At 37.3% G+C, this 13,861-nt stretch carries 13 protein-coding genes and 1 pseudogene; 3 read left to right on the top strand and 11 right to left on the bottom strand.

From position 1 onward, the window contains the following. Window positions 1-11: 11 nt before the first annotated feature. The 3 genes from CA730_RS21705 to chrA all read left to right on the top strand — a co-directional run bounded on the left by CA730_RS21705 (window position 12) and on the right by chrA (window position 2,622). Entirely contained in the window at window positions 12-341 is a 330-nt protein-coding gene (locus CA730_RS21705) for a 4Fe-4S dicluster domain-containing protein (RefSeq protein WP_096670474.1), read from the top strand. Window positions 342-370: 29 nt separating this feature from the next. Then, window positions 371-1,318, top strand: a complete 948-nt coding sequence (locus CA730_RS21700) for a D-2-hydroxyacid dehydrogenase (RefSeq protein ID WP_096670472.1) — start codon at window positions 371-373, stop codon at window positions 1,316-1,318. A gap of 77 nt (window positions 1,319-1,395) precedes the next feature. After that, window positions 1,396-2,622, top strand: coding sequence for a chromate efflux transporter (gene chrA, locus CA730_RS21695; protein WP_096670470.1), 1,227 nt, complete (start codon window positions 1,396-1,398; stop codon window positions 2,620-2,622). Here the strand turns inward: chrA and CA730_RS25815 are convergent. The 11 genes and pseudogenes from CA730_RS25815 to CA730_RS21650 form a co-directional block, all read right to left on the bottom strand. After that, window positions 2,587-3,168 (bottom strand): annotated as a pseudogene (locus tag CA730_RS25815) (PAS domain-containing protein); the annotation flags it as partial. The gene chrA and the pseudogene CA730_RS25815 overlap by 36 nt on opposite strands. 60 nt (window positions 3,169-3,228) lie before the next feature. After that, on the bottom strand, window positions 3,229-3,396 hold the full coding sequence (locus CA730_RS24705; RefSeq protein ID WP_157750039.1) for a hypothetical protein: 168 nt from the start codon (window positions 3,394-3,396) through the stop codon (window positions 3,229-3,231). A 134-nt stretch (window positions 3,397-3,530) separates the two neighbouring features. Then, window positions 3,531-4,058 carry an MgtC/SapB family protein gene (locus CA730_RS21685; RefSeq protein WP_096670466.1) on the bottom strand — a complete coding sequence of 176 codons (528 nt, stop codon included), beginning with the start codon at window positions 4,056-4,058 and terminating at the stop codon, window positions 3,531-3,533. Window positions 4,059-4,375: 317 nt separating this feature from the next. Further along, window positions 4,376-5,683, bottom strand: a complete 1,308-nt coding sequence (locus CA730_RS21680) for an MFS transporter (protein ID WP_096670464.1) — start codon at window positions 5,681-5,683, stop codon at window positions 4,376-4,378. Window positions 5,684-5,711: 28 nt separating this feature from the next. Beyond that, window positions 5,712-6,461, bottom strand: coding sequence for an SDR family NAD(P)-dependent oxidoreductase (locus CA730_RS21675; protein WP_096670462.1), 750 nt, complete (start codon window positions 6,459-6,461; stop codon window positions 5,712-5,714). Between the two features lie 136 nt (window positions 6,462-6,597). Beyond that, window positions 6,598-7,473, bottom strand: a complete 876-nt coding sequence (locus CA730_RS21670) for a bile acid:sodium symporter family protein (protein WP_096670460.1) — start codon at window positions 7,471-7,473, stop codon at window positions 6,598-6,600. 128 nt (window positions 7,474-7,601) lie between these two features. Then, window positions 7,602-9,941, bottom strand: a complete 2,340-nt coding sequence (locus CA730_RS21665; RefSeq protein ID WP_096670458.1) for an arylsulfatase — start codon at window positions 9,939-9,941, stop codon at window positions 7,602-7,604. A gap of 165 nt (window positions 9,942-10,106) precedes the next feature. Continuing rightward, the gene (locus CA730_RS21660) at window positions 10,107-11,090 is read right to left on the bottom strand and encodes a formylglycine-generating enzyme family protein (protein WP_096670456.1); all 984 of its coding nucleotides are present in this window, start codon (window positions 11,088-11,090) and stop codon (window positions 10,107-10,109) included. Between the two features lie 100 nt (window positions 11,091-11,190). Next, window positions 11,191-11,346: a hypothetical protein gene (locus tag CA730_RS25025; RefSeq protein WP_172891226.1), complete on the bottom strand. Its 156-nt coding sequence runs from the start codon at window positions 11,344-11,346 to the stop codon at window positions 11,191-11,193. A 125-nt stretch (window positions 11,347-11,471) separates the two neighbouring features. Further along, window positions 11,472-12,431 carry a sulfurtransferase gene (locus CA730_RS21655; RefSeq protein ID WP_231939905.1) on the bottom strand — a complete coding sequence of 320 codons (960 nt, stop codon included), beginning with the start codon at window positions 12,429-12,431 and terminating at the stop codon, window positions 11,472-11,474. 93 nt (window positions 12,432-12,524) lie between these two features. Further along, window positions 12,525-13,196, bottom strand: coding sequence for a glutathione S-transferase family protein (locus CA730_RS21650; RefSeq protein ID WP_096670452.1), 672 nt, complete (start codon window positions 13,194-13,196; stop codon window positions 12,525-12,527). Between the last annotated feature and the right edge of the window lie 665 nt (window positions 13,197-13,861).

Here is a 13,861-nt window from a genome sequence, read left to right as displayed (position 1 = left end):
TGATTTTTATTATGATTGAATTAGTTAGTGAATCGCGGTGCATTCAATGTAACATCTGTGTTAAAGTTTGCCCGACAAATGTATTTGACAAAGTACCAAATGCACCGCCGATAATTGCCAGACAAAGCGACTGTCAAACCTGCTTTATGTGTGAATTGTATTGTCCAGTAGATGCGCTATATGTTTCACCGGACGTAGAACCCTTAACGGGAATTAACGAACAATCATTAGAAGAAGCTAAACTTTTAGGCAGTTATCGCAAAAATATTGGTTGGGCAAAGTCTCTCACAACCACAGCTAAACAAGATTCAACATATCAATTGTTGAATAATATCAAATAGAACATGAAAAATAATTGGAGTTATCAGTTGTGAAACTCATTTTACCAATAGAAATTGCTCATGAAATTGAACCTCATTTACCTGAAAATGCTATTGTGGTGCGTGTAGATGGGGAAGGTAATATAGATGGTGATGCGACAGATGCAGAAGTTTATTTTAGTTGGTTTTATCTCAAGCCTACTACTTTACATCGAGTTTTAGATGCTGCGCCTTCATTACGTTGGCATCATGCCCCAAATGCTGGTGTAAATCATATTCTCACACCAAAGTATTTAGAACGGGATTTGATTTTAACTAATGGTGCAGGGACTCATGCTATTCCCATTGCCGAATTTGTGATTGCTTATTTACTGGCTTACAGTAAACAATTACCAACATTATATAAACTACAAGCTGAACATAATTGGCAAAGGGGTTGGCAATTTCAAGAACTACTAGATAAAACTTTATTAATTATTGGTGCAGGTGGTATTGGACAAGAAATTGCTGTTCGTGCTAAAGCATTTGGAATGCGTATTTTTGGCAGTTCTCGTCATCCCAAACAGTTACCAAATTTTGATAAAGTAGTCGGTGCAAATGAATGGAAAGAATTACTCCCAGAAGCCAATTTTATTGTTATTGCTGCACCTTTAACACCGGAAACAAAGGGAATGATTGATGTAGATACCTTGCGTTTATTCCGCCCCGATGCCTATTTAATTAATATTGCACGAGGGGCAATTGTTGATGAATCAGCACTCACTCAGGCTTTACAAGCAGGATGGATTGCTGGGGCAGCATTAGATACAGTTTTTATAGAACCACTACCACCTGAGAGTCCGTTGTGGACATTGCCAAATGTCTTTATTACACCCCATTGTTCTGGAAATTCGCCCAGAGTTAAAGAGAGAACACTTGCCCTATTTTTAGAAAATTTCACCCGCTATCATCAAGGGCAACGATTACGTAATGTGGTTGATAAAACTGCTGGTTATTAAATAATAATAATAAATATAAAATAACTGGAGGTCAACGCAAGTTGTCCTTTACATTTTCAACGTAGATTACGCAAATTATGCAGTACAACTTATTATTTAGTCGGTTGGGTGAAATAGCTACACTCTTTTTTAAACTGGGTGTTATTGGCTTTGGTGGACCAGTTGCCCATATTGCCATGATTGAAGATGAAGTAGTGAAGCGTCGTCGGTGGTTGACACAAGACCATTTTCTCGATTTACTAGGTGCAACCAATTTGATTCCTGGTCCCAATTCCACTGAAATGGCAATTCATGTGGGATATATTTATGCAGGATGGGCAGGGTTAATTGTCTCAGGTGTTTGTTTTATATTACCTGCCGTTTTAATAACAGGCATATTTGCCTGGATTTATGTTAATTATGGTAGTCTACCTCAAATTGCACCTTTACTTTATGGTATCAAACCTGCTGTTTTAGCGGTTATTGTAAATGCCCTTTGGGGTTTAGCAAAAAAAGCGGTTAAAAACCGTCAATTACTGATTATTGCTATAGCTGTAGGACTACTGATATTAGTTCGGCAAGTGAATGAAGTAGTTGCTTTATTGTTTGGGGGATTACTAGGTATGATTTGGTTACATCCTAGAAATCAAGACAAACCACCAGGAAATAAACCTAATTTATTGATTGCTGTTTTAACTACAGGCGCAACTTTACAGACAACATCTACAATTAGCACTGTGGCAAGTGGATCTATTCCTTTATGGCAATTAGGTTGGTTTTTTCTGAAAGTTGGTAGTGTTTTGTTTGGTGGTGGCTATGTGCTAATTGCATTTTTGCAAGGGGGATTAGTTCAAGAATATGGTTGGTTAACACAACAGCAGTTACTCGATGCGATCGCTATTGGTCAATTTACCCCTGGTCCAGTGCTGTCTACTGCCACCTTTATCGGCTATGTCTTAGCTGGTGTACCTGGTGCGATAGTAGCTACCATTGGTATTTTCCTACCATCTTTTCTCTTCGTTGCTGCCTTAAATCCGATTATTCCCCGTTTACGCAGTTCTGCTTGGACAAGATCATTTTTAGATGCTGTGAATGCCAGTGCTGTAGCACTGATGGTAGTAGCTGCCTTGCAACTGGGAATAGCTACTTTAAAAATAGCAAAACCACCCTATGTAGATATTCTGGGGATAGCGATCGCACTCATCTCCATAGTTTTGATTACTCGCTACCGCATCAATGCTGCTTGGCTAGTTTTAGGTAGTAGTTTAATTGGTTATGGTGCTATGGCTTTAGGTTATATCAAATTTAGCTTTATGAGAATTTGACTGCAACCGATGCTGCAAAATTAACAATGTATTTTCAATGCCTTCATGAATATCAACTGGTTTAATTTCTGCTTTATCTAAACGCGATGAATTTCGTAGAGAACTGACAATATTTCTAATACGTTCACTACCAAACCGTATAGAATTGAGTAGTTGTGGCAGATCGTTACTCACAAATCCCAGTTCAAATTTTTCTATTGCTACTTGAACTGCATTTACAGGTTGAGGATAGCATTGTAATTCTTCCTCAGCTTGTTTGCGTCGGGTAATATCAGTGTGACAACCTGCCATGCGGTATGGTTTATTCCCAACATCTCGTAACAATATTCCTCGGCAAAGTACCCAGAGATAGTTACCATTGTGATGTTGTAAGCAATATTCTTGTTCGTAAGTGGAAAGTTGTCCTTCAAAGTATTGTCGGAAGGTTGTCAAAACGCGATAGCTTCGCTCGCCGCAGGCATCGCTATCATCTGGATGTAACCGCTGTTTCCATTCTTGAAAATGATTTGGGATTTCAGCTTCTGTATACCCTAACATTTCTTTCCAGCGAGTAGAAAATAAGACTTCATTAGTTTCTAAATTCCAATCCCATAATCCATCATTTGATCATTTAACTGCTAGTTCAAAGCTGGAAGTTGTTTTACCAAAATCTTTATAAGGATGAACTTGCAAAACTTGAAAGCATTCATGAATTGATTGATAATTTAGGGGAATTGTCCAACCTTCTGATTTTGCTGCTGTGGCTGCTGGATGATTTTTTGGTAATTTTAGCACAACTGCATACCGCTATATTAGTTTTCAAGATTAAAATTAATTATAGAATTTCTTTATAATTAATTTGTTTTTCTTAGTTACTTGTGGAGATATTAATTATTAATTAGACAAGTATTTTTGTTACTTATTGAATGTTAATCATCATCAGTCGGATCATTTAGCTGTGAAGCAATTTCTTGACTATTTTGACCAATTAAAAATCTCACAAATCGGTCAAACCGCTTCACCCCACTCAGGGTAATTAAAGTCAAGAATCCTCCTAATAATCCCATTTGCCACAAACCACAACCAATGGCTGCTCCCAATCCTGCCGCCGTCCAAACACAGGCTGCTGTAGTCAAGCCCCGTACTTTTGGCACTTCAGATTTTCTGGGAGATTCTTGCAAAATTAATCCTGCGCCAAGAAAGCCTATGCCAGTAGTTACACCTTGAATGGTACGACTCAGGGCATTAGTTCCAACGAAGGAACTATCACCTTCAGCTTGTAAAGGAATCATCACAAATAATGCCGCTCCCATACTCACTAACATAAATGTCCTCATCCCTGCTGGTCTACCACCTTTCTGACGGTTCAATCCAATGATGCAACCGACTAAAAGAGCCAATATTAATCTAAAACCTATATGTACCCAATCATCGGCAGCCAAAAACATAGTAATCATGGATTGATTCCTCCTTAAGCGTATTTGAAGTTGAATAAAATTTTATAAAACAAAACTACTTTATGTTTATCGTAATTTAGTAGTTATGAATATTACTTTTGCACAAATAAATCTGAAAATCAAGTATTGTCTAATACATTTATTTTTTTATCAAGATTTATTTTTAGCATTTCAGCTAATGGTTGAATACTCACTGGTTGTTGGAAAAGTCTAATTCATTACCTGTTTTAGCAAATTTAAATATGTTAAAAAAGCTCCTACGTAGCCTTTTTAAGCATTATCCTTATTATATTCGCCTAAAACTTTTTAAACATCCTCTAAGAAAGTAATCCCATTTCTTGATATATTGGGTTTACCACTTTTCTAATATTTGATATTTGTCTAGCAAAAAAATACGTTCCCAAAATACAACAAACACCGCCAAACAATAAAGCATTAGCAACGCCAATATAATTTGCTAATCCTCCGAAAAATAAATTACCAAAAGGCAATATTCCCAAAAAAGTTGTCATAAATATACTGGTTACTCGTCCTCTTTTATCTTCTTCAACTAAAATTACTTGCAGAAAATTACTAATTGAAGCTAGAGTCAGTGTGTTAGTTAATCCCACAATAAAGATTAATACTAAACAAATTTCTACCTGTGTTGAACGAGAAAATAATATTAATGATACTCCCAAGACTAAAGTAGAAATTGCCATAACACTTTCTAGTCCTATTACTTTCTTGCGCTGCATAAGATAAATCCCCGAAAAGATAGAACCAAAAGCTGTAGCAGTCATCAGAAAACCCATTGTTTTTGCATTGCCTTTCAGCACTTCTTTAGCAAATATCGGCATGAGATTTACATAAGTCATTGCCATAAAGCAAACTATAATTTGCAATATTAAAATGGATTTAATAGGCAGGAAATTATAGACAAAAATAAATCCTTCTTTCAAGTTATGCCAAATTTTTGAAGATTTGGATGTTGATAAATAATTGGTATTTGGTTTTATCTGTATAGTTAAGATAGCTAATATAAAAGGTAAATAGCTAATAGCATCTACTAAAAAACATAAACCTACTCCATTTCTAGCAATTATCAAACCCCCAATCATGGGGCTGACAAATTTAGCTGTATTAATTAAAAATGAATGCACAGCCATTGCACTATAGGTCTCACTTCTATTTTCTAGTAACCTGGGAATAGTTACTTGACGTGCTGGTAAATCAAAAGCTTTTACTATGCCCTGAAGAATACCAATGATAATAATATCTGTAAAATTTATCTGATTACTAAAAGTTAAAAAAGTTAGTAATGAAGATAGAAAAATAGATACTATTTGAGTAGTTAATAAAACATACTTTAAATTCCATCTATCTAGTAATACTCCTACCAATGGTGTAATCACCAAACCCATAGCTTGATTGCTAAAGCCAGCTATACCAACTAACATAGCTGAATTTGTCAATTGATAAACCAGCCATACTAAGGCAATTTGTGTCATCCAAGAGCCGAAAAAAGACACACTTTCCCCAATGAGAAAACCAAATAAATTGGGTGATTTAATTGCAGGTAAATTTTTCAAAAAAGCAAATATTTTGTTGCTTTTCTTTAATGATGTGCTATTTTCTTCTAACATTAATATTACCTACTTTTCGGTATAATCATTACCGTTCTTGCTGAGTTGGACGAATCAAGATTTCATTCACATTTACGTGCTGTGGTTGACTAACAGCATAAACTATTGCTGCTGCGATATCTTCACTTTGTAAAGGTGTAATTGCTTTCCGTCTGGCTGCAATTTCCTGCTTTGCTACTACATCGGTAATATGCTGATCAATTTCTGTTTCTACTAAACCAGGCTCGATAATAGTAACGCGGATATTATCTTGATATACTTCCTGTCTTAATGCTTCCGAAAAGGCATTTACACCCCATTTAGTGACATTGTAGGCAGCCATTCCTGCTTTTGCAATGCGTCCAGCGACGGATGAAATATTAACGATATGTCCTGATTTTTGCGCTTTGAAAATAGGTAATACAGTGTGAGTTGTGTACATTAGCGCCAAAACGTTGATATCAATCATTTTTCGCCAGTTTGCGGGATCTGCATTTTCAATCCTGCCTGGAAATGAGATACCTGCATTGTTTACTAAAATATCTACGCGCCCAAATTCTCCATGAGCTTTTTGGATCAAATTTTTAACTTGTACTTCATCGGTAATATCTGCAATAACGGATAATGCTTGTCCACCATTTTCAGTAATATGTTTTGCTACAGCCAGCAACCTATCTCCCCTTCTAGCTGCAATCACTACTTTTGCTCCTTCTGCGGCGAGTGAAATAGCTGTAGCTTTACCAATTCCCGAAGAAGTTCCGGTAATAATAGCCACTTTTTCTTCTAATTTACTTACCATAGTGAACACCCATTGATTAATTAAATACGGTATCTTGATAAAGATGCTGTAGATATAAAATCAAGCATCTCACAGATCACTGAAAAAATCAAGAAAAGTAGCCTCTAGTGCTACGGATACAATCATTTTTATGTCATCACGAAACCTCTACCTTTTCTAAATCTACACCCTGTCCTTGATGTAATTCTGGTAACTTTTTTCCCAAAATCAGAACAGATATCATCATTAATAAACTCGTCACCATAATCACGCTGATCACATTCGGATCATCAAAATTGCTCGTACCTATTAACAACGCTGCGGCAAAATTGCGTTGTGCAGTTCCTACTCCTAAAACTCTTTGAGTATCAATCCCAGGACCACCCAATAAATAACCCACAGTAAAGGAGAAGATAATAAAAATAGCACAAACAAAGATTACACCAGTTTTCAATAAAATAATAATTTCATTGAAGTGTACTATCAGTCTCATACCTAAACCCAAAAGCAATCCAAAATTAGATATTTTGAAAGTAATTATTTGGATATTTAAAGCAATATTTTCGTATTTTGCCTTAATTAATAACCCAATTCCCAACGGTGTTAACATCATTAATATTAAAGGTTTAGCAATATCCCAAGAATTGACTTCTACTCCTTGCAAAACCAATGGTAATACAATCGGCATATAAAAAATAGTGCCGAACATTAACATCATCATCAAACCTGTAGAAAAAGCTAAATTCCCCTTCACTATTTGGGCAAGTTTAGGTAAAGCTGGAGGACCTGATGCCAATGCCATAATTATCAAACCATCTTTCACAGGTTCATTAACAGGTATTACTAGCACCAGTAAATATACAAAAAGCGGTACTAAAACAAAATTGGTCAGTAGCGATAAAACAACCAAACGGATATTATGAAGAGGTTGCCAAATCTGTTGTACAGTTAACTTTAAACCTGTACCAAACATAGTAGTAACAATAAAAGCTAGAAATGCTATTTTGTCAAGTATGGGAATAATTTGGTGCATAAATTTTTTATTTCGCGCAAGGTAACAGAGAAGCAAAGACGCAAAAAAGAAAACAAGAACTGAGCATAACTTTTAAAATATACTCTATCTTGCTCTCCGTGCCTCTGCGCCTCTGCGTGAGAAAACAATTACTTTAAATTCAAAGTAACCTTCTGTAAATTACCCGTGAAAGCAAACGGTACTTGATAAGTTTCCACAATAGGAGTACCTGTATCTCGACCAACATCAAAAGTTTCATTTAAAGCCAAACGGTAGGGTAAAGTTTTTTCAATTCGACCTTCAGCAACCTGTTGATCATTAATGAATAACTTGCCAATCCCACCAGCACCAACTCCACCACCCTCATAATCAAAATTAAATTTGATTGTTGATTTACCTGGTGCTATCTTTTCAGGAGATTGAATAATGTAACGTTCCGAATTAACAAAGTTGTAAACGTAAGTTGGTTTACTATCTTCGAGAAAAAATCCCCAACCAGCAAAACGTCCACCTTGAGTTAATAGAACACCTTCTGCACCACTTTCTGGAATTTCCACATCAGCCGTAATGCTAAAAGATTTATTTTTCAGACTTGGGGCGCTACCTTCGGGAATACTAACTGCACCAGAATAATAAGTAAACGTTGTGCGTCCTGCGGCTGGGGAAGGACGACTTTGGACATCAAAACGTTCAGAAAGGCGATCATCTAATGGGAGAACTTTGTGTTTACGTGCTTCTGATAAAAATAACTTTTTCAGTTTTTTCAGTTTTTCTGGATTTTCAGATGCTAAGTCATTCGCTTCGCTGAAATCTTCCTCAATGTTATATAGTTCCCAAGGATCTTTCTCGAAGTCAGCATTAATTGTACCCTGCCAAGGTAATCGAGGATGACGCGCCACAGCTATCCATCCATTATTATAAATAGCTCGGTTTCCGAACATCTCAAAATACTGAGTTTTACGCTCAGAAGCAGCTTCAGGATCATCAAATGTGTAAACTAGGCTAGTACCTTCAACTTTCTGTTGTTTCACCCCGTTAACTTGGGTGGGTGCAGTAATTCCCGCAGCTTCAAAAATAGTTGGCGTAATATCAATGACATGATGGAATTGGCTACGAAGTCCGCCTTGATCTTTAATGCGATCGCCCCATGCAATAATTAAGGGGTTACGAGTTCCACCAAAGTGAGAAGCTATTTGTTTTGTCCATTGGAAGGGAGTAGTACCTGCCCAAGCCCAAGCTGCATGATAATGATTAAAGGTTTTGGGACTACCTAAGTCATTCAAAGAAGCTAGGAGTTGTTCTCGGCTTTCGGGTACTTTATTGAAAACTTTTAATTCATTGACGCTACCTGCTAAACCACCTTCTGCACTAGCACCGTTATCACCAACGATGTAGAAAACTAAGGTGTTGTCTAATTCCCCAATTTGGTCAATGGCATTAATTAATCTTCCCACTTCATGGTCGGTATATGCTAAAAATCCCGCAAATACTTCCATTTCATGGGCATAGATTTTTTGATCATCTGGAGATAATGAATCCCATGCTGGCAATTCTTTGGGACGGGGAGTAAGCTGGGCATTAGCAGGAATTACACCCAGTTGTTTTTGACGGGCAAAGGTTTCTTCTCGTAACTTATCCCAGCCTTGATCAAATTTGCCTTGATACTTGTCTATCCAGGCTTTGGGGGTGTGATGAGGTGCATGGGTAGCACCAGTAGCCAAATAGGTAAAGAAAGGCTTATCAGGGGCTATAGACTGTTGAGAATGAATCCAGCTAATGGCATGATCTACTAAATCTGGGGTCAAATGGTAATCAGGGTTATTGATTGGTGGTGCAATCCGCTTAGTATTTTCTACCAAAGCTGGACTCCATTGGTTAGTATCACCACCTAAGAAACCGTAAAAATACTCAAATCCCAACCCTGTCGGCCAGCGGTCAAATGGACCAACCGCACTGGTTTCATAATCCGGTGTATTGTGCCATTTACCGAAAGCTGCGGTGTTATAACCATTCTGCCGTAATACTTCCGCTACAGTAGCAGCACTCTTAGGCAAGATTGTTGTGTAACCTGGAAAGCCTGATGCCAATTCTGCAACTACACCTGTACCAACTGAATGATGATTGCGTCCAGTTAATAAAGCTGCTCTGGTAGGTGAACAAAGGGCTGTGGTGTGAAATTGGTTGTAACGTAATCCTTTTTCAGCCAAACGAGTCAGATTAGGGGTTTCTATAACACCACCAAAGGTACTTGCTTGCCCAAAACCCACATCATCCAATAATACTAATAATACATTGGGGGCTTGTTCAGGGGCTTTAATTGGTGCGGGAAAATCCGGTGTTGATTCTTGATAAGTTATACCGATTTTACCTTTGAAAGATGGTGGATTAACTGGTAATACTTTTCCTGTATCTGCTAGTGCGGGACTTGTTACCATCAACAATATGATGAGAAAAGATAGAGACAGCGCCCGTAGAATTGAACGTGACATACAATAACCTTGGATAAAAAATCTGCAACCTTGCGCCTTTGCGTGAGGCTTATCTTTTAACTAACCACGAAGGAGCGTTCGCGTAGCGTCCCGATAGCTTGCGTGGCGACGCAGGAGTCATAGGGATAGAACACGAAGGGAAGAGAGTTTGAAAGATATTTTGCGTTAGTGTTGTAAGTTTTTCACTAATCGAAAGCCGATATGGGTTGTTCCGGTATCAGGAGATTCTGATTCCCGTGCTGCTGGACGGTAGCGGCTGCAATAGTTTGGCGCACATAGGTAAGAGCCGCCTTTGATGACATGAAGGGCAGTTTCTGTGGGTTTTCTGGGGTCAAAACTTTGGTTAACAGATCCCCGACTTCTTTGAGAAGTCGGGGATCTATCATTGAACCAGTCGGAAGTCCATTCCCAAACGTTACCTGTCATATCGTAAAGTCCATAACCATTGGCTGGAAAAGAGCCTACTTTTGCCGTTCCTACATAACCATCGGCTTTGGTATTAAAAAAGGGGAAGATTCCCTGCCAAGTATTGGCTTTTTTATCAGAATATTGATTGCCCCAGGTATAAGTTGCCCCATCCAATCCACCACGAGCAGCGTATTCCCACTGTGCTTCTGTTGGTAGTAATTTTCCGGCCCATTGGGCGTAGGCTAGAGCATCTTCATAGGCAATATACACAACTGGATAGTTTTCTTTACCTACAATTGTGCTGTCATTAGCAAAAGGATGCTGCCAGTTTGCACCGGGTGTCCAATGCCACCAACTGAGAAGCTGAACTTGCTTAACTCCTGGTTTTGGCATTTGAAAAACTAGAGAACCGGGTAATCTTTCTTCATCTGATAAGTCGGGAAACTGCTGTTTAGATAAAGGGCGTTCGGCAACTGTTACATAGTTTGTGGCTTTGACAAATTCAGCAAATTGGGCGTTTGTTACCTCATATTTATCAATACAGAAGGAGCTAACTGTGACGTTTTCTCCTGTTCGCTCTTCTACAAAACCAGAATCATTCGCTCCCATTTTGAATGTACCTCCAGAAATAATTGCCATTCCTGGAGGGCAAGTATTAACAGTAGCGGCTAATGCTGGTAGATTGGTAAATAGTGATATAAATGCAACTACTTGAATCAGCAGTAATATTAAGAACCGCATTTTATGCCGTTGGAACTTTTAAACCAAGAATTTTGACCAATATGTCTACATAAAGTTCTGTAGGATTGGCTACTACTTCGATGGGCGATCGCATACATAACTAAGCTCCTGAGCGATCGCTTGTAGAATCACTGGGAGGTTCGTCTTTACTACTTCTACAACTGACCAAGTTATCTTGATCGAGATTATTAGCAGCAAATACATATACTGGACTAAAGATGAAAATTGAAGCAGTGATTAGCAAAATTACTTGCATATCTAATGGATTTATTTTTCAAAAATTTGTTCGCGTAGCGTCCCGAAGGGACGAGGAGGCAGGAGTTAACATAGACTATGAGTTCATGCCAGAAATACTGGAAAAGACTTTTAACTTGTCTTCTTCTAAGTTAGTTTTTCCTCTCCTGTAGCCACTGGTAAATCTTTGTGAGTGCTATATTCTGTCCAAGAACCTTCATAAATTCTGACTTTGGGATAATTAAGTAGATGCTTTAAAACCACATATTGTAATGTAGCTTCCCGTCCTGTACTACAAGAAACAATAATGTCATTTTCAGGAGTAATCTTTTTATCTGCCAGAATTTTCTTAATCTCATCTAATGACTTTAATTTGTGAGGATTTTTAGCATCTGTAAATGTTACCCAAGGAATATTCCGCGCACCAGGAATATGTCCATTGCGTATCCAAAGATTTTCTTCACCCCGGAACAATTTTTCTGGTCTAGGATCAATAAAAACAATTCCTGGTTTACCAATAAGTTTTCTCACATCATTTAAACTCACACGCACTGAAGGATTATCTTTAACTGTGAATTTACTGACTGAGTATGTAGGAAATTCTTTTGTGATACCTTGATCAGTTTTATAACCAGTATAACCACCATCTAATACGGCAATATCTTTCAATCCAGAACGTTCTAGTAAATAAGCAACCATTGTTGCACCTAAAACATCTCTACCATCTGAATATACAAGTACACGACTGTTATTTGTTACTCCAGAATTTGCAAATATTTCCCCTAATTTTTGATTGTTCCAATATTGTACTGGTAATCCTTCTTTTGGACCTCTAAAAGCAGTATCAGCAATGTTTACAGCATTAGGAAGATGTCCTTCTATATAGTCGAGAGGAAAATTACGTACATCTAAAATTCTGAGATTAGGATCTTTACCATTTTCAGCTACCCAATTTGGCGAAACAAATTGAATGTTAGCGCGAGAATTAGCTGATAATACTGGCAAAGTTAACAAGGGAATACTTACTAAAAATGCAAAAAATACTGTCACCAAAGCGAATAAATTGGGTTTTTTAAACTTCTTTAAAGAAAAACTTTTAAACATCATTTTTGCCTTTATTTCTATTTCATCAAAATCTTCATTACTTAGTGAAATTACTTTAATTATCAGGAATATTAAAGTAATCTCAAAAACCGCATTCTACGCCGTTGTTACCGTTAAACCAAGAATTTTAGCGAATCTTTCTACATAAAATTCTGTAGGATTAGCAACTTTTTGAATAGATTCCCCTTGACGCAAATTTTCCCACCATTGCTGTACTTTGGGTGTTTTTGTTGGTAAAGTAAAATTACGGAACTTTTCTAAAACTGGTAATCTTTCAAACCAAGGATAGAAGCTAATATCAACTAAACTCAGATTTTCTCCTAACCAGTAAGGACCATTACCAGAAAGTTTACCTAATCCTTCTTCTTCAATATACAAAAGAGACTCTAAAAACTCCCTCTTTCCTTGTTCTTTTTCTTGGGTATCTTTACCACGCAGTAATTTATTAAAGGCTGGGACTAAACGAGTATTAGCATAGTCAATCCAAATTCTCGCAACCGCTTTTTTAGCAGAATCATGAGGTAACAAAGCGGGTTCTGGGAATACTTCCTCTAAATATTCATTGATAATTGTAGACTCATATATTTCTACATCTCCATGTTTAATTGCGGGAACTTTACCGTAACGAGAAATATCGGTAAAACCTTCTGGTTTGTGCTGTAAATCAATTTCAATGGGTGTAAAATCAATTCCTTTTTCCAGTAAAACCACACGGGTTCTTTGGGAGAAAGTAGAACCTTTAGTGTAATAAAGTTGAATATTACTCATTTTGTTGATTAGGATTTGTGGGAATTTTTAGTTAATTGCAAAAATCGCAAGTTGAATGACAGCCAAAGATAGAAGTGAAGCAATTTCACTCCTATGATTTACATTTTAAACGGGCAAACTACCAGGGCTTAAAATTAACTACGGTTTATTGATCGAATTAGCGTACTATATTAGGATTATTCCATAGTTTTTACTAAAAAACAAGTCTTTTAGCAAATATTCTTCTCCAAACGTAGAGCCAAAATGCCCAACAATTTAACACTTGTCCATAGTTTGCTTATCTTCAGTACAGCGTTCATTGCCGGGTCACTTAATGCTGTAGCGGGAGGTGGTAGTTTTATTACATTTCCCACTTTGATATTTACTGGTATATCGCCAATTACCGCCAATGCTACAAATAATATAGGACTTACGCACGCTCACTAATTTACCATGATATGAATGAAGGAAATTGCGTCGTTTTCGGCTTTGGGAATAACTTATTGAGTAGGGTGCGTCAGATAGAGGGAATCCGTTTTTTTGTCAAAATATCGTGTCTGATATTAATTCTCGTAATTGCTCACCTTCTCCTTCTCTACTTCCACAAATTCCTGCCCCTAAGTAAGTTATAAATACTGCTGTGTTTTGCGTAGTTATTCATAGGACTTACGCAAGTGTCACACTAA

Source organism: Dolichospermum compactum NIES-806 (genome assembly GCF_002368115.1).
Classification (GTDB): Bacteria; Cyanobacteriota; Cyanobacteriia; order Cyanobacteriales; family Nostocaceae; genus Dolichospermum; species Dolichospermum compactum.
The sequence above is the reverse complement of the archived record's forward strand: the minus strand, read 5'-3'. Positions and strand labels throughout refer to the sequence as shown.

Excerpts from the sequence above, each read along its gene's own strand:
- CA730_RS21680 (WP_096670464.1), bottom strand. The coding sequence starts at position 5,683 with ATGTTAGAAGAAAATAGCACATCATTAAAGAAAAGCAACAAAATATTT.
- CA730_RS21660 (WP_096670456.1), bottom strand. The coding sequence starts at position 11,090 with ATGCGGTTCTTAATATTACTGCTGATTCAAGTAGTTGCATTTATATCA.
- CA730_RS21670 (WP_096670460.1), bottom strand. The coding sequence starts at position 7,473 with ATGCACCAAATTATTCCCATACTTGACAAAATAGCATTTCTAGCTTTT.
- CA730_RS21705 (WP_096670474.1), top strand. The coding sequence starts at position 12 with ATGATTGAATTAGTTAGTGAATCGCGGTGCATTCAATGTAACATCTGT.
- CA730_RS25025 (WP_172891226.1), bottom strand. The coding sequence starts at position 11,346 with ATGCAAGTAATTTTGCTAATCACTGCTTCAATTTTCATCTTTAGTCCA.
- CA730_RS21685 (WP_096670466.1), bottom strand. The coding sequence starts at position 4,058 with ATGATTACTATGTTTTTGGCTGCCGATGATTGGGTACATATAGGTTTT.
- CA730_RS21665 (WP_096670458.1), bottom strand. The coding sequence starts at position 9,941 with ATGTCACGTTCAATTCTACGGGCGCTGTCTCTATCTTTTCTCATCATA.
- CA730_RS21675 (WP_096670462.1), bottom strand. The coding sequence starts at position 6,461 with ATGGTAAGTAAATTAGAAGAAAAAGTGGCTATTATTACCGGAACTTCT.
- CA730_RS21655 (WP_231939905.1), bottom strand. The coding sequence starts at position 12,431 with ATGATGTTTAAAAGTTTTTCTTTAAAGAAGTTTAAAAAACCCAATTTA.
- chrA (WP_096670470.1), top strand. The coding sequence starts at position 1,396 with ATGCAGTACAACTTATTATTTAGTCGGTTGGGTGAAATAGCTACACTC.
- CA730_RS21650 (WP_096670452.1), bottom strand. The coding sequence starts at position 13,196 with ATGAGTAATATTCAACTTTATTACACTAAAGGTTCTACTTTCTCCCAA.